Below are 22,964 nucleotides of genomic sequence, written 5' to 3' on the forward strand. Positions count from 1 at the left end.
CGCGCCTATGTGCGGCATCGTGGGTTACGTAGGACAAGGAGACGCCAGCCGGGTCGTCGTCGATGGCTTGCGCCGTCTGGAGTATCGAGGCTATGACTCGGCCGGTATGGCCACGGTATCCAACGGTCGGCTCGCCATTCGACGGCGGCCCGGGAAGATCGGTGAGCTGTCGGATCTGATCGAGCGAGAGCCCGCCGAAGGCTCCATCGGCCTCGGTCATACGCGCTGGGCGACGCACGGAGCGCCTACCGAGCTGAACGCCCACCCGCACGTCGACTGCGGCGGCTCGCTGGCGGTGGTACACAACGGCATCATCGAGAACTACCTTCCCCTCAAGCGGAGCCTCCAGGAAGCCGGTCACGTCTTCCGCTCCGATACGGATACCGAGGTCATCGCCCATTTGCTGGAGAGCCACCTCGCCCTCGGCGGTGATCTACTCGAAGCCCTGCGCGCCTGCCTACGAGTGCTGCGGGGCGCGTACGCTCTCGGGGTCATCGCGGCAGTTGATCCCCACCGACTGCTGGTGGCCAAACACGGGGCCGGCAGCGTGGTGGTGGGCCTCGGGGGGGATGGGGCGTACGTGGCCTCCGATATCCCGGCCATTCTGCCCCACACCCGGGACGTGCTCATCCTCGCCGACGGCGACGTGGCGGTGGTGACGCGGCAGGGCATCGAGGTGACCACGATCGAGGGTGAGCCGGTCTACCGCCCGTTCTCCCATATCACCTGGAATGCCGCCGACGCCCAGAAGGGCGGCTATCCGCATTTCATGCTGAAGGAGATCCACGAGCAGCCGCAGGCCGTCGGCGACACCTTCGGGCCGCGCCTGACCGAGCGCGGCGACCGAGTAGCGATGCCGGATCTGGGCATGACTCGCGAGCAGATCCGCGCCCTGCGTCGGGTCGTGATGGTGGCGTGCGGGACGTCGTACAACGCAGGATTGGCCGGGCGATTCATGCTGGAGGAAATGGCCGGCCTTCCCACCGAGGTCGACATCAGCTCCGAGTTCCGCTATCGCAGCCTCGTCCTGGGGCCCGACACGCTGGTGGTAGCCATCTCGCAGTCAGGCGAGACTGCGGACACGCTGGGGGCCGCCCGGGCCGCCTCGACTCACGGGAGCCCGGTGCTGGCCATCACCAACGTGGTCGGCTCGGCGCTGTCCCGGGAGGCGACCGCGACGCTGTACACGCACGCGGGTCCCGAGATCGGCGTGGCCTCGACCAAGACCTTCACGTCGACGGCTACGGTTTGCTATTTGCTCGCCCTGGCCCTGGGTCGGGAGCGCGACCATCTCACCAGCATCGATTGCCGGAAGCGCATCGACGACCTCCGCGAGATTCCGAGGCTGATCTCGGGGGCGATCGCCCTCAATCCGGGAGTGGAGGATCTGGCGAAGCAGCTGGCCGGGTACGAGCACTTCCTGTATCTCGGCCGCGGCGTCAACCATGCGGTGGCCCTCGAGGGGGCCCTGAAGCTGAAGGAGCTGTCCTACATCCATGCCGAGGGGTACGCGGGAGGCGAGATGAAGCACGGGCCGATCGCCCTCATCGATCGGCGCGTTCCGGTGTTGGCGGTCGTGCCGCGGGATGCCTCCTACGACCGCACCCTGGGCAACGTCGAGGAGGTCAAGGCCCGCGGTGGTCGCGTGGTGGCCCTCGGTCACCAAGGCGATACCGAGCTCGCCTCCCGGACCGATCACGTCCTGCTGGCCCCGGTCGCGCCGGTTCTGCTCTCTCCCGTGGTCAGCGTCGTCCCTCTTCAGCTCCTGGCCTATCACGTGGCCCTGGTCCGTGGTTGCAACGTCGACCAGCCACGCAACCTGGCCAAGAGCGTCACGGTGGAATAATGCGTGCCCAACTCGCCGAATTCTGGGAGCACAAAGACCTTACCCTGAGCTTCGCAGTGCGCGACATCAAGGCGCGCTACAAGCAGACCGCCCTCGGGGCGGCCTGGGCGATCCTGCAGCCGCTGTCCCTGATGGTGGCCTTCACCCTGGTGTTCTCCCGCTTCGCCCAGGTTCCCTCCGACGGCGTGCCCTACCCGATCTTTTCGTACTCGGGTCTCATCTTCTGGACCTTCTTCGCCACCGCGGTTTCCCAGGGGACGGCCGCGATCGTCGCCAACAGCAATCTCGTCCGGAAGATCTACTTCCCCCGTGAGACACTGCTCGTGTCGATCTTGCTGGCCGCGGGCCTGGATCTCAGCATCGCGGCCGCCATCTTCGCGGTGATGCTGGCCTACTATCACGTGGCGGTGTCGTGGACCGCGCTCTGGGTGCCGGTCCTCCTGGTGATCCAGACCTTGTTCGCCCTGGCCGTCATCTGCATCACCTCGGCGATCCACGTCAGCCTGCGCGATATCGGGCACGGGATTCCCCTGCTCCTGCAGCTGTGGATGTTCGCCACCCCGATTGCCTATCCCCTGAAGGTCGTGCCGGCGTCCCTGCTGCCGATCTACATGCTGAATCCGATGACGCCGATCATCGATGGCTACCGGCGCACGATCCTGCTCGGGCAGCCGCCCGACGTCCATGGTCTGCTCATTGCCTCGGTCGTGACCCTGGCGGTCCTGACCATCGGATACTGGTTCTTCAAACGAGCGGAAACGACCTTTGCGGACGTCATCTGACAGGAGCGACCGAGCATGTCCGAAGTGACGGTTAGCCTCGACAAAGTCTCCAAACGGTACCGGCTCAACCGGGGCTGGCACGGGTCTCTTCGCAGCGAGCTCGCGTCCGGCCTCCGGCGCCTCGTGCGGCGGTCCGACCAGCAGCGGGAGGTGTACTGGGCTCTCAAGGACGTGTCCTTCGAGATGGAGCGGGGGGACGTCGTCGGCTTCATCGGGCCAAATGGGGCCGGCAAGAGCACGATCCTCAAGGTGCTGTCCCGGGTCACCTCGCCGACGTCGGGCTCCTTCAAGACCCGCGGCCGGGTCGGCGCCCTGATCGAGATCGGGGCCGGATTCCATCCGGAGCTGACCGGTCGCGACAACATCTACCTCAACGGGTCGATCCTCGGAATGCGGCGCCGGGAGATCGACGAGAAGCTCGACCGGATCATCTCCTTCGCCGAGATCGAGCAGTTTATCGACACCCCGATCAAGTACTACTCGTCCGGCATGCAGGTGAGGCTGGGCTTCGCGGTGGCGGTGCACGTGGACCCGGAGATTCTCCTGATCGATGAGGTCCTGGCGGTGGGCGACGCCTCCTTCCAGACAAAGTGCCTCAACAAGCTCGCGGAGCTGAAGGAGCAGGACAAGACCATCGTCCTCGTGTCCCACAACATGGCCAACATCATCCAGCATTCCAAGAAGGTCCTGTGGATGCAGGGTGGGCGCGTGCAGGCCTACGGTGAGCCCGAGAGCGTCGTCGACCAGTACCTGAAGTCGATCCGCGAGCAGCTGACCTCGGAGGAGCCGGGCGAGGCGGTCTCACAGGCGATGACCGACGCGGACCGCCCGATCCGGATCGACAGCGTAACCCTCTGCGATCGGGGTGGGCAGGTCCGTCAGGTATTCGACAGCAGCGAGGCCGCGTGCGTCGAGATCGCCTACACCGTCCAGCGACCCGTGCCGAATCCGGTGTTCGAGGTCACCATTCAGGACGCCTACGGGCATTTTCTCGGCGGCGTGACCACTCGCTTCGACGGCTTCAAGATCGACACGAGCCAGGACGAAGGGCGAGTCCGGCTCATCCTCCACCCGCTCTTGTTCCTCAAGGGCGACTACACGATCAACGTGCACGTGCGGGACGAGCACATCCAGCGGTACCACGACTACCGCAAGCGGGCGGCCATCCTGATCGTGGAGGGACCGAGCATCGCCTCCCGCGAGATCAGCGGTCACATCAACTATCCGCACGAGTGGGAGATTCTTTGATCGTGTCTCGGACCCACGGCTCCGAGGGCGCCGGCGCCCGAAAGGTGCTGCTCATCGAGAACAGCATCGGGCTGTCCGGCTCCACCATGAGCCTCTGCACGCTGCTGGCCGAGCTCGACCGCAACCGGTATGCCCCCCGGGTGGTGCTGTCGCTCGCGAACCAGCAGGAGTATCTCGCTCAGGCCGTCGGTCCCTCGGTTCCCACCGCGGTCTTGCCCTGGCGGAATAGTCTCAAGTCGACGCCGTGGATGCGGTCGCTGCTCGGGCGCGTCGCCAGCTACCCGCGTCTTCCCCGCCGGATCGTGACGGCGGGCGTCGCCGCGCTCGACGTGCCCGCGGTCATCTTGCCGTACGTGCGTCGGCTCTACCGCATCGCCCGCCAGTGGAACATCGAGCTGATCCACCACAACAACGGCCTAGACGTGCGAGCGGTGCTGCTGGCCCGGTGGCTCGGCGTCCCACTGATCGCCTACCAGCGCGGGACGGAGTGGAACTCGCCGACCGTTCGTTACATCTCGCGGTTCGTGGACGCCTACGTCGCGAACTCGACCGCCACGAAGGGCGTGCTGCTCGGCCTCGGGGTGCCGTCCGAGCGGATCGAGGTGATCTATCCTCCCATCGACGTCGAGCGGTTCCATCCGACGGTCGACGCCGCGCGCCAGCGTCGGGAGTTCGGGCTGGTCCCGGACGATCTCACGTTCGGGATTCCCGGCACCCTGCTCAAGTGGAAGGGCCACGACGTGTTCCTGAAGGCGGCCAAGCTGGTGCTCGAGGCGGTGCCACGGGCGAAGGCATTCGTGATCGGGGAAGTGCCGGACGGCAGCACCGAGTATCGGGACGAGCTGGTGGGACTGGCGCGCGACCTGGGTATCGGCGCCCGAACCGTCTTCACCGGCTTCCGGCGGGACATCCCGGAGCTCATCCAGCTGCTCGACGTCGTCGTGCACGCCTCGGTCAAGCCGGAGCCCTTCGGCCGCGTGATCGCCGAGGGTATGGCGATGGGGAAGCCGGTCGTCGCAGCCATGAACGGCGGACCGCTCGAGATCATCCAAGAGGGGCGGACCGGCTTCCTGGTGCCTCCGGGCGACCCGGAAAAGCTCGCGCATCGTATCATTGAATTGTTGACCGATCGGGCGCGCGCCGAAGCGCTGGGCCGCCGGGCGCGTCAGGACGCGGCGGCCCGCTTCTCGCCAGGGTCCCACGCGCGGCTGGTCGAGCAGGTGTACGAAAACGTCTTGATGGCTCACCGCCATCGCGACAGGCCGGTGAGGGAGAGGGCCACATGGCACGCCGGGAAACGAAGCTAGCGGCGGTTGGATCGCGTCGCCTCAGTCCCGCGGTCGGCCTCGTGGCGCTGATCGTCACGATGATTCCGATCGTCACTCCCGCGCCCGTTCTCGGGCAGCCTCTGCCGAACAACACGGTCAGCGTCGATTCGGCCGTGATCGGTCGCCAGCTCCGGGCGGCCATCGCCCTCGGTGAGCAGGCCCGGGCGCGGTTGGCCGGCCCCGGCACCGACGATCTCGCGGCCACCCATCAGCTCCTGGACACCATGTACCGGCAGGTCCGCCGCGCGCTCGGGAACCTGAACGACCGGAAGGCGATTGCGAAGCTTCCGGATCCCCTGCTGGACATGGAGATCAACAAAGTCACGTTCGCCTGGAATACCATTCGTCGGCCGGTCGACGGCTATTTCAACTCTCCGGCCAAGGACGAGTGGAAAGCCGGGGCCGCGCAGGATCTCCAGGTGACGATGGCGACGCTCCGGCAAGTGGAGGCCATGTTCCCGTGACGAACGGTGACCCCCGGGCCCAGCGAGGAGTCTGATCGTGACGTTTCGCGACGTAATCCTCACGTGTCTGATCATGGGCTTGCTCCCCTTCTGTCTGAGTCGACCCTGGATCGGAGTTCTCACGTGGTCGTGGCTCGGCTACATGAATCCGCATCGGATGACGTGGGGCTTCGCGTACGACCTGCCGTTCGGCATGATGGTCATGCTGGCGACCGTCGTTGGGCTCGTGATCACGAGGGACAGGAAGGGGCTGCCCAACGCGATCGAGGTGTACCTGCTGCTCGCACTGTGGGGGTGGTTCCTGGTCACCACCATCTTCGCGTTCTATCCGGATGACGCCTGGATCCAGTTCAACAAGGTGTCCAAGATTCTGGTGGGCATCTTTCTCAGCCTCTTTCTCTTGCAGGACGCCCGGAAGCTCCGCGCGCTCATCTGGGTGATCGCGCTCTCCATCGGCTTCTTCGGGGTCAAGGGCGGAATCTTCTCCATCATGACCGGCGCGCAGAACCAGGTGCTGGGGCCCCGCGACTCGTTCATCTCCGGCAATACCGAGATCGGTCTCGCCCTGAACATGGTGATTCCCCTCCTCGTCTTCCTGCAGCGCGAGGAGACCAAGCTCTGGCGTCGTCGCCTGCTGATGGCGGCCGCGATCCTGTCCATCATCGCGAGCCTCGGCACGTATTCCCGGGGGGCCCTCGTCGGACTCGCGGTCGTCGTGCCCCTCGTGTTCCTCAAGAGCCGGGCTCGCCTCATTCTTCTGCCGCTCCTGGCCGTGGCCATCTTCGTCCTGCCCTCCGTGATGCCCAGGCAGTGGCTGGAGCGCATGGGCACGATCGAGACCTATGAACAGGACGTCTCTGCGAATCAGCGCTTGAACTCGTGGTACGTCGCTCGGGAGCTGGCCAAGGACTATCCCATCATGGGAGGCGGCTTCCGGACCTTCTCGAAGGACATCTACGAGGCGTACATGCCGGGCTACAAGTACGCCGAGAACGCCCTCGACGCCCACAGCATCTACTTCCAGGTTCTGGGCGAGCATGGGTTCACCGGCCTCGCGCTCTTCGTGGCGCTCATCGCCTCCACATTGTTGAGCCTCCGGCGGATCATCTGGAAGACTCGGCGGGAGCCCAGTCAGCAGTGGATCTGCAATTGCGCCCAGATGTTGGAAGTCAGCGTCCTCGCCTATGCGGTGAGCGGGGCATTCCTGAGCATGTCGTATTTCGACCTCTTCTATCACCAGGTCGTCATCACCGTGATCCTGAAAACCCTCATGAAGGCTCCCGCACCGGCTCCCGAACCTTCGACCGCTCTGGAGCCGTCGGGCGCGCCGGCCCTCGCGAAAGCATAGCCATGTGCGGCATCGCCGGCCTCTTCCTGCGCAACGGCGACACGGTCGGCGAGCAGCCGCTCCAGGCGATGACCGCGTGCCTCGCTCACCGCGGTCCCGACGGAGACGGTTTCTTCCGACGCGGGCCGGTGGGCCTCGGCCACCGGCGGCTGGCCATCATCGACCTGGTGACGGGCGATCAACCAATGTCGAGCGAGGACGGCGCGGTCACCGTGGTGTTCAACGGCGAGATCTACAACTTCCGGGAGCTGCGGCGCGAGCTGGAAGCCCGCGGCTGGCGCTTCCGGACCGCGTCCGACACCGAGGTGATCCTGCGCGCCTACGAGGAGTACGGCGTCGATTGCCTGCGCCAGCTCCGAGGCATGTTCGCCTTCGCGATCTGGGATGAGCGGCGGCATCGCCTCTTCCTGGGGCGGGACCGCGTGGGCATCAAGCCGCTCGTCTATGCGTGGGACGGCCAGCGCTTGCTCTTCGCCTCGGAGCCCAAGGCGATCCTGGAGGACCGGTCGGTCCCTCGCCGCATCGACTGGGAAGCCCTCCGCGACTACCTCACGCTCCACTACATCCCGAGCCCGCGGACGATCTTCGCGGACATCCGAAAGCTGCCGCCCGGCTGCTTCCTGACCGTCGGCCTCGACGGGGGGGAGCCCACGGTTCAGCGCTACTGGGACCTTCGCTTCGAGCCGGACGCCCGCCGGAGCGAAGCCGAGTGGCTGGAAGGGCTGCGGGCGCATCTGCACGACGCCGTCAGCAGTCACCTGGTCAGCGACGTCCCCATCGGGGCCTTTCTCAGCGGCGGGATGGATTCCGGAACGGTGGTAGCCCTCATGGCCGGGGCGACGCGCGGGGACGTCCGCACGTTTGCCATCGGCTTCGACGAAGCCAGCCACGACGAGCTGGCCCATGCCCGGCGGGTCGCCCAGCACCACGGCACCCAGCACTTCGAGTTCGTGGTCAAGCCAGATGCCCTCGAGGTCCTGCCCAAGCTGGTCTGGCAATTCGACGAGCCCTTCGCGGACTCGTCGGCCATTCCGACGTATTTCGTCTCGAAGATCACCCGGGAGCACGTCACGGTTGCCCTATCCGGCGACGGAGGCGACGAGAACTTCCTCGGCTACTCGCGATACGTGCGTGCGCTGGCCCTCCACGACCGACTCGACCGGTTTCCGGGCGTGCTGGCCCGATCGCTCTTTCGCTGGGCCGCGCGGCTGTCTCCGGACACCCTCCGTGGGCACGGCTATCTCGAAATGCTGGGATCCGACCCCGTCGCGCGCTACTTCCGGCTCATGGCCTTCCAGCGGAGCGAGGGTCTGCGGCGCATCCTCTCCGCGGACGCTCGGCAGCAGGTAAGCCCCTGCGTGACTCCAAGGCTGTTCGACACGCTGAGCGCGGCGGCCGGGGCGCCCGACTACGCGTCGACGCTTCAGTCCATCGACGTGCGGTGCTATTTGCCAGAGGACATCCTCACGAAGGTCGACAAGGCCAGCATGCTCGTCTCGCTGGAGAGCCGGGTGCCGCTGCTCGACCACGTTCTGATGGAGTTCGTGGCGACCATGCCGACCGGGCTGAAGTTCCAGAACGGCGCGGGGAAGGCGATCTTGAAGAAGGCGATGGCCGATCGGCTGCCCCCGGAGACGCTCAGCCGCCGCAAGATGGGCTTCGGCGTCCCCCTCGCCGAATGGTTCCGTCGGGACTTGGGCGCCTATACTCGGGAGGTGCTGGAGGGACGACGAACCCGCGAGCGCGGTCTACTCGATCCCCGCGCGGTGTCCGCGGTGCTGGACGAGCACCAGAGCGGCGCGCGGGACCGCTCCAGCCAGATCTGGGCGCTGCTCTGCCTCGAGGAATGGGCCCGTCGATGGCTGGACCGATGATTCACGCGGTCCATGTGCTCGATTCGCTCGCCGTCGGCGGCATGGAGAACGGGGTGGTGAACCTCATCAACGCCACCCGCGACCGCCTCCGCCACACCGTCGTCGCGATGAGCGCACGAGGACCGCTCAGCGAGCGCCTGCCCGCCTCCGTCGCCGTTCACTGCATCGGGAAACGGGCCGGCATGGATCTCGGGGCGGTGCTCCGACTCGGGCGGCTCCTGCGGAGCCTTCGTCCCGACGTGGTCCACTCTCGCAACTGGGGCGCCCTGGACACGGTGGTCGCGGCTCGGTTGGTCGGCATCCGGACGCTGGTGCACGGCGAGCATGGGCGCGAGGCCAAGGATCCTGGCGGCCTCGACCCACGGCGTAATCGTCTGCGGCGCCTCCTGTCGCCGCTGGTTTCTCGGTTCGTCACCGTGTCGTTCGATCTACGGCGCTGGCTGATCGCGACCGTGAGGATTCCGGCCCACAAGGTGGTCACGATCCACAACGGAGTCGACACCAGCCGGTTCTGCCCGGGCGATTCGGCCGAGGCGCGAGAGGCGCTGGGTCTGCCGATTGCGGCCGCCGTGGTCGGGACCATCGGGCGGCTCGATCCGGTCAAGGACCACGCTGGTCTGATCACGGCCTTCTCGGGCCTCGCCGGATCCGAGGCACGCCCGATCCTGGCCATCGTGGGCGAGGGCCCTTCCCGTTCGGCGCTCGAGAGCGAGATCAGGCAGCGCGGCCTCTCGGACCGGGTTCGGCTCCTCGGAGAGCGCCGTGACGTTCCCACGCTGCTCCGGGCGCTCGACGTCTTCGTGCTGCCGTCGCGCGCCGAGGGCATGTCCAACACGATTCTCGAGGCCATGGCCACCGGCCTCCCGGTGATCGCGACGGACGTCGGCGGCAATCCCGAGCTGGTCGAGCCCGACGTGACCGGTCGCCTGGTCCCGTCGGGCGACCCCAACGCTTTGGAGGCGGCCCTGCGCGTCTACGTCTCCGATTCGTATCTCCGGAGCCAACAGGGCAAGGCGGGGCGGGAGCGAGTCCTTCAGCATTTCTCCCTCGACCGGATGGCTCAAGCTCATCGTGGCCTCTACACGTCCCTCTGCCGGGCCCCGCAGGCCGGGGAGGCATAGCCATGTGTGGCATCGCCGGCCTGGTGCACGCTGATCCGCGTTATCCCCTCGACCGTGACCTGCTGGAGCGGATGACCGCGGCTCTCGCTCACCGCGGGCCGAACGCGCAGGGGCTCCAGACCTGGCCCGGAGCGGCCCTGGGGCACCGCCGGCTCAGCATCATCGACCTCGCGACCGGCGACCAGCCGATCTTCAGCGAAGATGGGCGCAAGGCGGTGATCCTGAACGGAGAGATCTACAACTTCCAGGCGCTGCGTCAGGAGCTGGAAGCCCGGGGCCATCGCTTCTCCACGCGCTCCGACACCGAGGCGATCGTGCACGCCTACGAGGAATACGGGTCACGATGCGTGGAGCGCCTTCAGGGGATGTTCGCCTTCGCCCTCTGGGACGAGGACAACCGACGCTTGCTTCTCGCGCGGGACCGCGTCGGCAAGAAGCCGCTCTACTACTGGCAGGACGGCGAGCGCCTCCTGTTCGCGTCCGAGCTCAAGGCCATCCTGCAGGACGCCTCGCTCAAGCGGGCGGTCAATCTCGAGGCGCTCGATGCCTACCTGTCGCTCGGCGCGGTCCAGGCGCCACTGACGATCCTCCAGGGCGTCTTCCAGCTTCGGCCGGCCCATTTCATGGTGTGGCAGGACGGCACGATCCAGACCGCCGAGTACTGGGACGTGCCGATCACCGGCCCTGTCTCCCGAAGCGAGGATCAAGCCCTCGAGGAGCTGGGACACGTCTTCGGCGAAGCGGTCCGCGACCGACTGGTCAGCGATGTACCGATCGGGGCCTTCCTGAGCGGTGGCGTCGATTCGAGCGCCGTCGTCGAGGCGATGACCCGCCTCTCCGGGCGTCCCGTGGTCACCACCAGCATCGGGTTCCGCGAGCAGACCTTCAACGAGCTCGAGCACGCGCGGGCCGTGGCCCAGGCGGTATCCAGCGATCACCACGAAGTCATGGTCGAGGCCCGCGCGGCGGAGGTTCTCCCCCGGCTGGCCTGGCATCTGGATGAGCCGTTTGCCGATTCGTCCGCCCTGCCCACGTACTATGTCGCCAAGGCCGCTCGGGAGCGGGTGACGGTCGCGCTATCCGGGGACGGCGGTGACGAGGTCTTCGCCGGTTACCAGCGCCGCTACGGCCTCAATCGCTCGGAAGCCCGGCTGCGGCGACGGCTCCCCGGTTGGCTGCGCCATGGCGTGCTCGGTCCGCTCGGCCGCGTGTATCCCAAGGCCGACTGGCTTCCCCGCCCGCTGCGGGCCCGCTATTTCCTACAGAACCTCGGCATCAGCTTCGAGCGCGCGTACTTCGCCGATCTGTGCCTCCTTCGTGACGACGAGAAGGCCGCCCTGCTGTCGCCGGAGGTGCAGGGGCAGCTGCGCGGCCACGAGCCCTTCACCGCCTTCTCGCGACACTTCGAGCGCACCCGGGGGCTGGACGATCTGAGCCGGCTGCTCTACGTCGACCTCAAGACCTGGCTGGCCAACGACATGCTCGTGAAGGTGGACCGCATGAGCATGGCCCATGGCCTCGAGATTCGCTCGCCTCTGTTGGACCAGCGGGTGATCGAATTTGCCGCGACGGTGCCGTCCGACCTGAAGTACCGCGGCCGCACCTCCAAGTACCTCCTCAAGCGCTACCTGGAAGGTCGCGTTCCTCAGTCCGCGATCTATCGCCCGAAGCAAGGGTTCGAGATCCCTCTCGCCCGGTGGCTGCGCTCGGACCTGCGGGACCTCGCCCAGGACCTGCTCTTCGCGCCGCGTTCACTCGGGCGAGGCTTCATTCGGCCGGAGCGGTTGCGGGCCCTGTGGCGACGACATCAAGGGGGCATCGGCAACCACGCGCCCCAGCTCTGGTCGGTGATGATGCTCGAGCTGTGGAGCCGCACGTTCCTGGATCGGGGTACCGAGCACGGGCCGGTGACCGTATGAGCCGTTTCGAGACCGAGTGGCGGGCTCGCTTCGAGCGTTACGGCCACCTCTACACCGACGAGGCTCAGATTTCTGGCTGGTCGGCCGAAGGCCTCCGTCGCCGGGTCGAGCTGTTCCAGCGGCTCATCGAGCCACCCCCCTCGGGGTCCCCGGCCACGGCGCTTGAGCTCGGCTGCGGCGCCGGCACGTACGTGCGGTGGCTGGCCGGCCTCGGGTACCGGACGGTCGGGCTGGACTACTCGCTGGCCACGCTTGGTCGGGCCATCGCGGCAGATTCCGGCGGTAAGGGATCGTACGTGGCGGGGGAAGCCTACGCGCTGCCATGCCGCTCCGGCAGCCTCGACCTGGTCGTCTCCATCGGTGTGCTACAGGCGCTCGCCGAGCCGCGGCGGGCCATCGAGGAGATCGCCCGGGTGTTGCGCCCGGGCGGGCGGCTCGTCGTCGAAGTGCTGAACAGCAGGGCGGCGGTGGCGATGGCGCGGCGAGCCTATCAACGGCTGAGGGGCATGCCGCCGCGGGTTGTCACGTACAATCCCGCTCAAGTCACCCGCTGGCTGTCGGATCACGGCATCCGTGTCGAGCAGGAGGCGGCGCTCTGTTTGCCGCCTCGTCAGCTGCCGGGCCTGGGACGGCTGCTTCAGGCGGGACCGATCCAGATGGCGGTGAACCGGGTGCCGGCTCTGGCACGCGCGCTGGCGCACGCGGTGTGGCTCGTCGGCCGAGCCCGGGAGGCTCGCTCATGAGGGTGCTGCACATCCTCGATCATTCGCTTCCCGTCATGAGCGGCTACAGCACTCGGAGCCACAACATCATCACGTTCCAGCGCCGACTGGGATTCCAGCCGGTGGTGCTGACATCACCCAAGCATCCACGGGGCGGCCCCCCCTGCGAGACGCGGAACGGCATTCCCTACTACCGCACGCAGCGGCCGACCCGCAAGCGCACCCTGCCCTACGCCTCGGAGCTGGCGATGATGGCGCGCTTCGCGCGACGCATCCGGGATGTCGCCCGGGCGGAGGACGTGAAGGTCCTCCACGCTCACTCGCCCGTGCTGAACGGCTTGCCCGCCATCTGGGCGGCCCGACGGCTGGGCCTGCCCGCAGTCTACGAGTCGCGGGCCTTCTGGGAGGACGCGGCGGTCGACCACGGAACCACCCGTGAGAACTCGGTGCGCTACCGCATCACCCGCGCGCTGGAGACCCTCGCCTTCCGGCAGGCGACGCGCGTCGTGGTCATCGCGCACGCGATGAGACAGGAGGTCATCGGCCGCGGGATCGCGGCGGACCGCATCCACGTGGTGCCGAACGGCGTTGACGCCGACCGTTTCAGCCCGGCCCCACGTGACGAGGCGCTGGCCCAGCGGCTCGGCCTCACCGATGGGCCGGTCTTCGGCTTCATCGGCTCCTTCTACCACTACGAGGGTCTGCGGTTCCTGGTCGAGACGTTCCCGGCCCTGCGCGAGCGCATCCCGGGCGCACGGATCCTTCTCGTCGGCGGCGGCGAGGACGAGGCGGCTCTCCGCGCCGCCGCGGTGGACGGCGTCATCTTTGCCGGACAAGTGCCCTACAACCGGGTCACCGACTACTACTCGCTGATCGACGTATTCGTGTGCCCGCGCCGACGCATGCGGCTCACCGAGCTCGTGACTCCGCTGAAGCCGCTCGAGGCCATGGCCGCCGGGCTCCCGGTCCTGGCCAGCGACGTGGGTGGCCTCGCCGAGCTGATCGAGCACGGCACGACCGGGCTGCTCTTCCGGGCCGATGACGCGGCGGCCTTCGTGCGGGAGGCGGTGAATCTGGCCTCCGATCCCGCGCTGTGCGCCAAGCTCGGCGCGCGGGCCCGGGAGCACGTGCGCGCCGAGCGCACCTGGGATCGAGTCGTGTCACGGTATCCGGCGATCTACGGGTTCGAGCCCGCCACCGCCGCGGCGGCGCATTCTCGCTGACGGTATGCCGCCTCGCGTCCTGGTCCTCAGCTCGGTCTTTCCGAACCCGCGTCAGCCCGCGTTCGGAGTCTTCGTTCGGGAGCGTGTGCGGCGGGTCGCTCGTCGCTGCGAGGTTCAGGTGATCGCGCCCCTGCCGTGGTTCCCGATGAATCGGCTCATCCGGGGAGACCGGTGGAGTGGGATCTCTCCTCTTGAGACACTGCCGGGCCTGCCGCCGATCCACCATCCGCGCTTCTTCTGCATCCCGCGGCACTTCAAGCAGCTGGATGGCCTGCTCTACGCAGCCTCGCTCCTGCCGGTCCTCTTGCGGCTGCGGCAGCGCTTTCCGTTCGACGTGATCGACGCGCAGTTCGACTACCCGGATGGGGTCGGCGCCGTGCTACTCGCCAAGCTGCTGCGGTGCCCGGTGACCGTCACCCTCCGGGGTAGCATCGTGCGCCTGGCTGGCTATCCCCTCCACCGTCCTCAGCTTCGCTGGGCGCTGCGAGCCGCGGATCGGGTCATCTCGGTGAGCCGCTCGCTCAAGGACACCGCGATGGCGATCGGCGTGCCCGGCGAGCAGATCCGGGTCATTTCGAACGGGGTGGATACCGAGCGGTTTTTCCCCATGAGCCGCGTCGCGGCCCGGGAGGCGCTGGGGCTTCCGCTGGATCGGCGAATCATCCTGTCGATCGGCGGGCTCAACGAGGGCAAGGGGCATCACCACGTCATCGAGATCCTCCCCGCGCTCCGGGAGCGGCACCCGGATCTCCTCTACGTCATTGTGGGAGGCGGACAGCCCGGCAACAGTTACCGGCCCGTTCTGGAGCGGATGATCCGCGATCGCGGGCTGGAGTCGCACGTGCTTCTGGCCGGCGAGCGCGCCCACGACGAGATCCCGCGCTGGATGGGAGCGGCGGACCTCTTCTGCCTGGCGACCCGGTCGGAAGGCTGGGCCAACGTGCTGCTCGAAGCGCTGGCGTGCGGTCGGCCGGTGGTGAGCACCCGCGTGGGCGGCAATGCCGAGATCGTCACCGGCGAGCACCTGGGGCTGCTGGCTCCCTATGGCGACGGCCCGGCGCTCGAGCGGACCCTCCTGGACGTGCTCGACCGGCGCTGGGAAGCGGAGACGCTCGCGGACCACGCCCGCCGTCACTCCTGGGACGCCACCGCCGACCAGGTACTCGAGGAGCTGACCCGGTTGGTTCCGGGCGGCGCGACGGCCGATGGCGCGGAGGCGGCGCGTACTGCCGCGGGGCGGCGAAGTTGATGCACCGCGCGGTGGTCGACCGGGTGATGTTCCCGTTGCAGGAGTGGATCAAGGGCAAGCCGACCTACGCCCTGCTTCGAGAGCTGGAGAAGAGCCAGTGGCTCGACGGGGAGGCGCTCCGCGAGCTGCAATTTCGCTCCCTCCGGCGACATCTCGACTTTGCCTACCGGGAGGTCCCGTACTACACGCGACTACTGGACGAGCACGGGCTCCAGCCGAGCCGGATCCAGTCGTTCGAAGACTTCTCCCGCATCCCGTATCTCACCCGGGACGATCTGCGGCGGCACTTCGCCGAGCTGCAGCCCCGCCGACGCCGGCGGGGGGTGCAGGCCATGAGTACTGGCGGCTCCACCGGCTCGCCGGTCACCGTGCTGGTGGACCGCGAGCGGGCGGCCCTCGCCGACGCGATTCGACTGCGCTGCCACCGCTGGTATGACGCGGGACCGGGCACGCGCGAGATCGCGCTGTGGGGCTCGCCGATCGAGTCCACCAAGCAGGACCGGGTGCGAACCCTGCGCGATCGCCTCATCAACTCGAAGTTCCTGTCCGCCTTCGACCTGGGCGAAGCCACGCTCGCGCGCTACGCGCAAGTGGTTCGCCAGTACCGGCCGCAGAAGCTCTTCGGCTACGCGAGCGCGCTCGCCCTGCTCGCGGGGTATCTGCGCCGCGAGGGCTGGCGGCCGGATCCGGGGAGCGTGCGCGCGGTGTTCACCACCGCCGAGCCGCTCTACGACTTCCAGCGCGCCCTGATCGGCTCGGTCTTCGGCTGTCCGGTGTCCGTCGAGTACGGGTGTCGAGACGCCGCTCTCATGGCCACGGAGTGTCCGAGCGGCGGCCTTCATATCCCGGTGGAGGCGGTCACGGTTGAGATCCTACCCACGCCCGGGGAGAGCGACGGCGACCGCGGCGAGATCGTCGTGAGCAATACCCACTCCTTCGCCATGCCGATCATCCGCTATCGCACCGGCGATATCGGGGCGTTCGAGCGCGCGGCGTGCGGCTGCGGCCGCGCGCTGCCTCGCTTGAGGAGCGTGGAAGGACGGCGCACCGACTTCCTCGTCACGCGGGGCGGCAGGGTCATGCACGCGCTCGCGGCCATCTACGTGCTGCGTGAGGTTCCGGGGATCCGTCAGTTTCAGCTGATACAGGAGCGCGTGGATCTGGTCCGCGTCACCGTGGCCCCAGACGTCGGCTTTCCGGCGACGGCGACCGATCAGATCGTGGCCAAGCTGGAGGGTCTCTTCGAAGGAGAGATCGCGGTGGAGCTGGAGCTCGTGGCCAGCATTCCCCCGCTACCGTCGGGAAAGCACCGCTACGTCATCTCTCGCGTCGCGGACGAGCATCTCGCGACGCTGACCGCCCCCCAGGCTTGAGGGCGCAGCGTCGGGCCTATCGGGGCGCGGCGATTCCAGGAGCGCCGTTGCCGTAGCGGTAGAGCCAGAACACGGTGGGCGGGTCGATGTCCTCGCCCTGCTTGCCGCCATAGAGCATCATCACGTTGTTGGCCACGTCGAAGCCGACGACATTGCCTTGCACGGGGTGTCCGCTGGCCGGCGTCGGCTCCCACTCCCACTTCTTGCTGTCCACGTGATAGATCCCGAGCCCGAGGACGCGTCCGCCGTAGTCCAGGGTGTTCGGATACAGCACCACGCGATTGATGGGATCGAACGCGAGGTGCGTCTCGTAGTCGGCCTCCTGAGGAAGCCGGGCCGCCTTCGGCACTGGGATCACGTCGACGATTCCCTCTTTCGGGATCGAGTAGCGGAGCAGCGCGCCCAGCCGCCGGCTGAGCACGTAGACATTGCGTCCCTGCACGTCGATCGCGGGCTGATCGCGGTTGGGATCGCTGCCGCGGCCCGGATCGAAGACGCTCCACTTGTTCTTGGCGAGCGACAGCACCTCGACCAGGTTGCGGCTGTCCCAGCGGAAGCGGATCACCGAGTCCGATACCGGGTCGTACACTGCGAAGCTGCTGCCGATATCGCCGCCCCAGCCGTGAGGCGGCGGGCCATACGGCGCCACCTTCCATTTGTTGGTCGAGAAATCGAAGAGCATCGATTCTTTCGAGTCGCTGACCCCTTCGCAGCGAGACGACGCCCCTTCATTGGCGAAGACGTAGCCGGGTACGAGCACCCCCTGGTCGCGCTTGGAGTCGTAGACCCACCCGACGGTGTCCGGTCGGCCCGGCTGCACCGGCCCATTGCACCAGGGGCCGATCAGCGTCCACGACGGCGCCGGCCCCGACGCGAGGTCGATGGCCCAGACCAACTGGCTGCCGTTGGATGAGATGTACGCGTTGACGTAGTCACCACCGGTCAGGACCATTCGTCCCCGTCGCGAGTCGTACAGCAGCCGGGTATGCTTGCTGCCTCTCGGGATGGGGCTGGGGCCCGAGGTCCCGGTGGGCAACGGGCGGCTGACCCAGGTCCGCAGGGGCAGATCGATCTTGCTGCCGGCCGCGACCGGCTGCTCCGACGCGGCGTCCTTCTCGGCCGCGCGCACGACCGGCGTGGCCTTGGAAAAGAGGTACCCGAGCAGCCGGCGCGCCAGACCGCGCTCGCCCTCGGATCGGCGCCCCTCCGACAACCGGTAGAGCCAGACACTCTCATCGATCCGGGTGGCGGCGATGAACGCGTTACTCGATGGAATGTACTGCCACTTGCCATAGGTGCCCTGATTCGGTGCCGGCCCCGGGACCGCCGGGCTGGCCGGCGCCTGACGCGTCCAGGTGCGGCTGGCGAGATCAAGGCTGTAGACGTCCCCGCCGCCCGCCCACCCGACGATCCGGTCGGTGACCGGATCGTAGACCAGACCCGGGCCCTGCGCGTTGACGATCGGGTCCCCTCCCGTCGTGCTCAGGGGCTGGATCGAGGCGTAGGAGCGGGAGATGTCGAATGTCGTCGTCTTGCCACCGCCCACCACCACCAGCGTGCGTCGACCCGGGTGCAGCACCATCGTGCGCGCCGGATCGTACTCGGCCCACGTGCCGGCCGATCCCCGCTCGCTCCACGAGTTCTTGGCCGGATCGTAGGCGACGAGCCGTCCGTTCTGGATGAGCGAGAACACCAGCTTCGTCACCGGGTCGTAGGCGGTCATCGCGGTGACCTGCGAGCCCGGCGCGTCGGCCCGACGCTGCCAGGTGCGCGATGGCACGTCGAACATCCACGCGCCGCGACTGCCGCCGCCATCGCCCCACAGTGACCCGCCGGTGACGAACACCTTGTCCACCTCCGGCAGGAAGCTCACGCCTCCGTATGTGTGGCGCGAAGCGGGCCGGCCGTCCGGCAGGGCCTCGATCGTCCGGTTCGGAGGATGCACCGGCGACGGGTCGGTCAGGCGCTGCCACGCCAGCGACGAGAGGAAGAACGCGTACACTTCGTTGCCGCCATAGTCGCCGTGGCCGCCGTTCCCGGGAAGGATGAGCGCCTCCCGCACCGGGTCCCAGACCCCGCCGGTCCACGCGCTCATGATGGACGTGGGCGTTCCCATCGACGGAGGTGACGGAAGCACCGCTCGCAGCTTCGAGTTCGGCACCTCGTACCACTCGCCCGGCTTCAGCTGGTCGAGCACGTCCGGCGCGCCCTCGGCCCCCGGCCAGGCCGCCAGCGACAAGACCGCCACGAGGCACGTCGCCGCGCCCCAGATCGCCAGGCGCCGGCCGATGGGTCTCCGGCTCGCTCGACCGCTCGGTCCGCGGCTCACGGGGTGACCCGAATCGGCTTCGCCTTGCGCTCCACCGCGCCGACCGTCGGCAATGGCCCTCGCGGCACCCCGAAGAAATCGTCGGCGGGCAACCAGGGACCGGGGCGCATCGAGCCCGGCATCGAGAGCAGCGAGCCCATCAGCGGGGAGAAATCCAGGCGGTCGGGATCGACGAAGCAGGGCGCCCACGTGCAATCCACGTTTCCCATCATGTCGATCTCAGGTCGCGCGCCGGGCAAGGTCGTAGTCCCGGCCCGGGCCTGGATGGCATTGCTCCTGATCACGATGTCCCGGAGCGGTCTGCCCTCCGGGATCAGGATACCGGCTCCGGTGTTCTTGTACACGGAGTTGTGGGCCACGATGACGGATCGTAGCAGCCCTCGGCCTCCATAGTCCTCGAGGCCGATGCCGGCCTCGCGGTTCAACAGCACCACGTTGTTGCGCACGATCGCGGGCCCTCCTCCGATGACAATGCCCGAGCTGGTCCGGGAGCCCATGACGACGTTGCGCTCCACGAGATTGCTGCGGAGTCCGTCGCGAGCCCCGTACACCATGATCCCGGGCCCCTTGGTGTCGACGATCACGTTGCTGCGAATGACGCCGGTCGAGTTCAGCTTGACCTGCAGCCCATAGCCGATTTCCGGTTCGGAGGCGTTGACGTGCTCGATGAAGTTGTCCTCCACCCGCAGTCCGGATACCACGCACTCCACGCCCTCGTGGCAGCCGAAGTACATGCCGGTGGAGCCGGAATTGGTGATGACATTGCGGAGCACGGACAGGCCGGCGATGCTCGTGTGGTTGGCCGCGACCGCGATGCCGCCCAGGCCGTCGAACTCGCAATCGGTGACGCTCACCCCGGCTCGCGCGAAGACGCGGACGCCGTCGACGCCGGGAGCGGTCGGGCCGAAGGCCAGGCCCCGGACGGTCACGTGGTCGGCCTTGACGTCCAGCACGTTGGCCGAGGCTCCCCGATAGACGATGCGCGGCCTCTGTCCGGGGTCGGCCGCGCGAACCACGATCGGCGCGCCGGCGCGCCCGCCACGCTGAATCGTGCAGGGCCCCGAATAGTCGCCGGGAGCCAGGACCAGCTCGTCGCCCGGCTGCAGCGTATTGATGGCCGCGCACAGATCCCCACCGGGGCCGATTTCGGCGGCCCGGGCAGGCGCCAGAGGCATCGCGGACACCAGGAGCGTCACGAGCAGGGCCGCTACGCGTATCCGGCAACCCGCTTGCCGGCGAGCGCCCTCCGCGACGAGGCATGTCCGCCGCCGTCTCTTGGTGCTATCCACGGGATGAAAGACGCTCCACGGCTGTGACGCATTCCGATCGAATCCGGGTCGTCCCACTGGCTTCCGCGGCGCCCGGGGTGGAGCGTGCTAGACTCGGCCTCCGATGGGATCCTTGCGGCCACGGGCGAGGTGAACGATGACCGAAGCCGAGAGCGCTCCTCGGACGTTCAGTGAGGCGGAATTCCGTCATTTGCTCACGCTGGAGCTGCTGCGCTGTACCCGCTACCAGGACTTCCTGTCCCTCTGTCTGATCCGAGCCAGCGGCCCGGGAGTTGAGGACGCCGATCTCGAGTCCGGCGTCCGGCGGCACGTCGCCGACATGCTGCGGGCCACCGACTTCGTCGGGAGCATCGGCCGGGACATCGCGGTGTTGCTCGTCCACACTCCGGAGAGCGAGACGTCCCTCATCGCCGACCGTATTCGAGATGGCATCCGCAAGGTGTTCGTCGCGACCGGGGGGCGCGAAGGCCGCGGTGCGGGCTCATCGGTGGATGTGCGTCTCGGCTTCGCGTGCTTCCCGACCGACGGCACCAGTGACGATGCGCTCCTGGCACATGCCGCGGCCCGGCTGCTGGAATAGGCCAGAGACTCTCAGCGCCCCACCGGGCTGAAGCCCAGCGGCGCCACCGGATCCACCTGCAGGTTCTTCGGATAGCTCCGGGCCGCCCCCTTCCCTTTCGGCAACCAGCCGGCGCGGCGGAACAACCGATACGCAGCGCACTTCGCCGACGCGGCCAGCCCGGACTCGCGAGTGGATACCGTCGGAAGTCCGAAGCGGCGGCGGAAGAGATAGTTCGCCGAGTAGATGAGGTGGCGGCGATCGGCCGCATCGGTGACGAAGCCGGTCGAGAGTGACACGTTCAGCGTGTCGAGATTCTCGATCCGGTGGGGCGCGTTCTGAGGCCATGAGACGACATCGCCGGGCTCCAGCTGATACACGACCGCGTGGTCGTCGAACTCGGGCGCGTAGGGGATCTCCTCATCGTAGTCGTAGGTGCCGCTGAAGATCTGCTCCATGATCTCGCGCGAGGCGAACCGCTCGTCGCACGCGGGATAGAGCCAGATGCGCTTCGATCCGCGGAGGTGCCACAGAGCCTGGTGATTCGCGTCGAAGTGGTAGTACACCATCGCACTCGGCGACGAGATCAACAGCGTGCCGAAGTTGATCGAGAGCAGGCCGAGCCGCTTGCACTGCTCCTGCAGATCGCTGGTGAGCTGGCGGATGACATCGCCGTAACGCCGATCGACCAGATCGACTCGAAGCAGGTTCAGCCAGAGCCGGCCGCGCAGCACCGCCGTGAAGATCTCCTTCCCGGAGGCCGCCGACGCATCCACGTAGTGCCAGTCGTCGCGCCGACACCGGTCTGTTCCCATCGTGAAGGCCTGTAGCCGCTCGCGCGGATATGTGTCGAGCAGGGCAATCAGCTCGTCGTCGCCGACGAGATTGAGATCATGGATCCGGTGCTTGCTCACCAGCGGACGAAAGGAGAATTCGTCTCGTTCAGCGGCGGGAAGGTCGATCAGATGTTTGCTCATGTGCGCCCTCCAAATGAAGCTCATCTACGAGAATAGATGAGCGAGTTCGCTCCACACAAGCGTGAACTTGACGCGGGGGCGTGCCGATCGATGACGCGAGCGAAAAGCGGGTGCAAGGATTGCGTGGAGAAGCCGACTCGGCTAGCATCTCGGCCAGGCATCGAATGGCTCTCTTCGTGGTCGAGCGAGATCTCAGCGGCGTCCCCCCGGAGCGACTGCGTGTCGACCAGCGGGACATCGCGTCGGCCTGCCTGCAGCTCAAGGCGGAGGGGAAGCGCATCCGTTACATCAGCAGCGCAGTCATGCCCGCGGACGGCAGAGCGGTGGACCTCTTCGGGGCCGACAGCGCGGAGTTGGTCAAGGAGGCGCACGTGTCCGCAGCCGTCGCGTACTCCAGGATCGCCGAGGTGCTGGACCTGACCCCCGGCTACCTGCCTCGCGGCACCTCCCGGTCGCGTCATTCGCTGCAGCGGGGCGGCGGTTCGCCGTTGGAGGCGCTCCCGCCAGGGCGGGTCGCCCGGGCCGTGAGCGAGGGCGCGTCGTCCGATCTGGTGCGCTGGCTGTCTGACGGTCAACGATTCTTCAGCCTGTGTCTGGAGACGCTCGACGAGATCCGGGGCTTGCAGGCGCGGAAACACACTCTCGAGGGTGAAAACGAGGCGTTGCGGGAAGAGGTGAGCAGGATCCGGCAGCGCCTGCACGCGGTGGAAGCGGACCGCGCCGAGCTGGTCGACGCCTTCGGCGATCTGGCGAACCGCGTCCAGGCCCTCGACGTGCTGCTTCAGAGGCCGAGGAACGGCGACCTTCCGAAGTAATGCCGCCAATCTTGGTGTAAGACTTACACTGAAGCGGCGGTAAGTTCTTCTGCCGAGCGGGCCACTTTGCAAGAATGTGGCGGCCGCGGGCCCTGTCCGGTCGGGCAACTTCTACCCCGTCGAATGCGTCACGGAGTTCCGCGCGATTTCACCCTGATACTATGTGCAACTCACTTGTGCATAGTCTTCCTGAGGGGCCATGAACGTCCTCCGCTGATCCGGCAAGCCGGGATCAGGCCTGGCGGGTCGTCGTGTAATATCCGAGAAGATAACGAGAATCTCTCTCACGATCTGTGCAGGACTAGGTTGGCGTCTTGCGACATGGAGTGAAGGGAAGGGCCAGCATGAAGGCGCTAGCACATTCCTTCGCACTCTACGCAACAGATGCGAGAGATCACCGTCTCACATGTCGTCGTATAAGTCCATGATTTAACTAGCAAACTATCGATATCATGACGCAGGGTCGGCCTGTTTCGGGCCGAGAGTGTCAGGAAGGAA

At 67.4% G+C, this 22,964-nt stretch carries 18 protein-coding genes; 15 read left to right on the forward strand and 3 right to left on the reverse strand.

Annotated elements, in window-relative coordinates:
* Window positions 1-7: 7 nt before the first annotated feature.
* From glmS to VKN16_24785, 13 genes are read left to right on the forward strand one after another with little or no spacing between them, the layout of a single operon-like run.
* Complete coding sequence (gene glmS / locus VKN16_24725) at window positions 8-1,846, forward strand: glutamine--fructose-6-phosphate transaminase (isomerizing) (GenBank protein HME97424.1); 1,839 nt, start codon at window positions 8-10, stop codon at window positions 1,844-1,846.
* 56 nt (window positions 1,847-1,902) lie between these two features.
* Window positions 1,903-2,628 (forward strand): ABC transporter permease, encoded by a 726-nt coding sequence (locus VKN16_24730; GenBank protein ID HME97425.1) that lies wholly within the window; start codon window positions 1,903-1,905, stop codon window positions 2,626-2,628.
* A gap of 15 nt (window positions 2,629-2,643) precedes the next feature.
* Window positions 2,644-3,876, forward strand: coding sequence for an ABC transporter ATP-binding protein (locus VKN16_24735; GenBank protein ID HME97426.1), 1,233 nt, complete (start codon window positions 2,644-2,646; stop codon window positions 3,874-3,876).
* A 2-nt stretch (window positions 3,877-3,878) separates the two neighbouring features.
* Window positions 3,879-5,183, forward strand: a complete 1,305-nt coding sequence (locus VKN16_24740) for a glycosyltransferase family 4 protein (GenBank protein HME97427.1) — start codon at window positions 3,879-3,881, stop codon at window positions 5,181-5,183.
* A gap of 41 nt (window positions 5,184-5,224) precedes the next feature.
* Window positions 5,225-5,668: a hypothetical protein gene (locus VKN16_24745; protein ID HME97428.1), complete on the forward strand. Its 444-nt coding sequence runs from the start codon at window positions 5,225-5,227 to the stop codon at window positions 5,666-5,668.
* Between the two features lie 37 nt (window positions 5,669-5,705).
* Complete coding sequence (locus VKN16_24750; protein HME97429.1) at window positions 5,706-7,016, forward strand: putative O-glycosylation ligase, exosortase A system-associated; 1,311 nt, start codon at window positions 5,706-5,708, stop codon at window positions 7,014-7,016.
* A gap of 2 nt (window positions 7,017-7,018) precedes the next feature.
* Window positions 7,019-8,890 carry an asparagine synthase (glutamine-hydrolyzing) gene (asnB, locus tag VKN16_24755; protein ID HME97430.1) on the forward strand — a complete coding sequence of 624 codons (1,872 nt, stop codon included), beginning with the start codon at window positions 7,019-7,021 and terminating at the stop codon, window positions 8,888-8,890.
* Window positions 8,887-10,011: a glycosyltransferase gene (locus VKN16_24760; protein HME97431.1), complete on the forward strand. Its 1,125-nt coding sequence runs from the start codon at window positions 8,887-8,889 to the stop codon at window positions 10,009-10,011. The genes asnB (VKN16_24755) and VKN16_24760 overlap by 4 nt, the downstream gene beginning before the upstream one ends.
* Window positions 10,012-10,013: 2 nt before the next feature.
* On the forward strand, window positions 10,014-11,930 hold the full coding sequence (gene asnB, locus VKN16_24765) for an asparagine synthase (glutamine-hydrolyzing) (protein ID HME97432.1): 1,917 nt from the start codon (window positions 10,014-10,016) through the stop codon (window positions 11,928-11,930).
* Complete coding sequence (locus tag VKN16_24770) at window positions 11,927-12,673, forward strand: class I SAM-dependent methyltransferase (protein HME97433.1); 747 nt, start codon at window positions 11,927-11,929, stop codon at window positions 12,671-12,673. The genes asnB (VKN16_24765) and VKN16_24770 overlap by 4 nt, the downstream gene beginning before the upstream one ends.
* Complete coding sequence (locus VKN16_24775; GenBank protein ID HME97434.1) at window positions 12,670-13,875, forward strand: TIGR04063 family PEP-CTERM/XrtA system glycosyltransferase; 1,206 nt, start codon at window positions 12,670-12,672, stop codon at window positions 13,873-13,875. The genes VKN16_24770 and VKN16_24775 overlap by 4 nt, the downstream gene beginning before the upstream one ends.
* A gap of 4 nt (window positions 13,876-13,879) precedes the next feature.
* A complete protein-coding gene (locus VKN16_24780; protein ID HME97435.1) occupies window positions 13,880-15,124 on the forward strand; it encodes a glycosyltransferase in 1,245 nt (414 codons plus the stop codon).
* Window positions 15,124-16,497: a phenylacetate--CoA ligase family protein gene (locus VKN16_24785; GenBank protein ID HME97436.1), complete on the forward strand. Its 1,374-nt coding sequence runs from the start codon at window positions 15,124-15,126 to the stop codon at window positions 16,495-16,497. Before VKN16_24780 ends, VKN16_24785 begins: the two co-directional genes overlap by 1 nt.
* A 16-nt stretch (window positions 16,498-16,513) precedes the next feature.
* Here VKN16_24785 and VKN16_24790 read toward each other — a convergent pair whose 3' ends face one another.
* Both VKN16_24790 and VKN16_24795 read right to left on the reverse strand, forming a co-directional pair.
* Window positions 16,514-18,745 carry a hypothetical protein gene (locus VKN16_24790; GenBank protein ID HME97437.1) on the reverse strand — a complete coding sequence of 744 codons (2,232 nt, stop codon included), beginning with the start codon at window positions 18,743-18,745 and terminating at the stop codon, window positions 16,514-16,516.
* A 77-nt stretch (window positions 18,746-18,822) separates the two neighbouring features.
* The gene (locus VKN16_24795; GenBank protein ID HME97438.1) at window positions 18,823-20,001 is read right to left on the reverse strand and encodes a right-handed parallel beta-helix repeat-containing protein; all 1,179 of its coding nucleotides are present in this window, start codon (window positions 19,999-20,001) and stop codon (window positions 18,823-18,825) included.
* Window positions 20,002-20,251: 250 nt separating this feature from the next.
* Here VKN16_24795 and VKN16_24800 point away from each other — a divergent pair, with 250 nt between their 5' ends.
* Complete coding sequence (locus VKN16_24800) at window positions 20,252-20,695, forward strand: GGDEF domain-containing protein (protein ID HME97439.1); 444 nt, start codon at window positions 20,252-20,254, stop codon at window positions 20,693-20,695.
* Between the two features lie 11 nt (window positions 20,696-20,706).
* Here VKN16_24800 and VKN16_24805 read toward each other — a convergent pair whose 3' ends face one another.
* Window positions 20,707-21,651 carry a hypothetical protein gene (locus VKN16_24805; GenBank protein ID HME97440.1) on the reverse strand — a complete coding sequence of 315 codons (945 nt, stop codon included), beginning with the start codon at window positions 21,649-21,651 and terminating at the stop codon, window positions 20,707-20,709.
* Between the two features lie 80 nt (window positions 21,652-21,731).
* Here VKN16_24805 and VKN16_24810 point away from each other — a divergent pair, with 80 nt between their 5' ends.
* Entirely contained in the window at window positions 21,732-22,466 is a 735-nt protein-coding gene (locus VKN16_24810; protein ID HME97441.1) for a hypothetical protein, read from the forward strand.
* Window positions 22,467-22,964: the final 498 nt, after the last annotated feature.

This window comes from Candidatus Methylomirabilota bacterium (assembly GCA_035315345.1).
In the GTDB taxonomy this organism is placed as follows: Bacteria; Methylomirabilota; Methylomirabilia; order Rokubacteriales; family CSP1-6; genus CAMLFJ01.

What these genes read in the sequence shown, in the direction of transcription:
- VKN16_24805 (HME97440.1), bottom strand. Translation starts at nt 21,651, where the DNA reads ATGAGCAAACATCTGATCGACCTTCCCGCCGCTGAACGAGACGAATTC.
- VKN16_24780 (HME97435.1), top strand. Translation starts at nt 13,880, where the DNA reads ATGCCGCCTCGCGTCCTGGTCCTCAGCTCGGTCTTTCCGAACCCGCGT.
- VKN16_24800 (HME97439.1), top strand. Translation starts at nt 20,252, where the DNA reads ATGACCGAAGCCGAGAGCGCTCCTCGGACGTTCAGTGAGGCGGAATTC.
- asnB (HME97430.1), top strand. Translation starts at nt 7,019, where the DNA reads ATGTGCGGCATCGCCGGCCTCTTCCTGCGCAACGGCGACACGGTCGGC.
- asnB (HME97432.1), top strand. Translation starts at nt 10,014, where the DNA reads ATGTGTGGCATCGCCGGCCTGGTGCACGCTGATCCGCGTTATCCCCTC.
- VKN16_24760 (HME97431.1), top strand. Translation starts at nt 8,887, where the DNA reads ATGATTCACGCGGTCCATGTGCTCGATTCGCTCGCCGTCGGCGGCATG.
- VKN16_24795 (HME97438.1), bottom strand. Translation starts at nt 20,001, where the DNA reads ATGCCTCTGGCGCCTGCCCGGGCCGCCGAAATCGGCCCCGGTGGGGAT.
- VKN16_24770 (HME97433.1), top strand. Translation starts at nt 11,927, where the DNA reads ATGAGCCGTTTCGAGACCGAGTGGCGGGCTCGCTTCGAGCGTTACGGC.
- VKN16_24785 (HME97436.1), top strand. Translation starts at nt 15,124, where the DNA reads ATGCACCGCGCGGTGGTCGACCGGGTGATGTTCCCGTTGCAGGAGTGG.
- VKN16_24775 (HME97434.1), top strand. Translation starts at nt 12,670, where the DNA reads ATGAGGGTGCTGCACATCCTCGATCATTCGCTTCCCGTCATGAGCGGC.
- glmS (HME97424.1), top strand. Translation starts at nt 8, where the DNA reads ATGTGCGGCATCGTGGGTTACGTAGGACAAGGAGACGCCAGCCGGGTC.
- VKN16_24735 (HME97426.1), top strand. Translation starts at nt 2,644, where the DNA reads ATGTCCGAAGTGACGGTTAGCCTCGACAAAGTCTCCAAACGGTACCGG.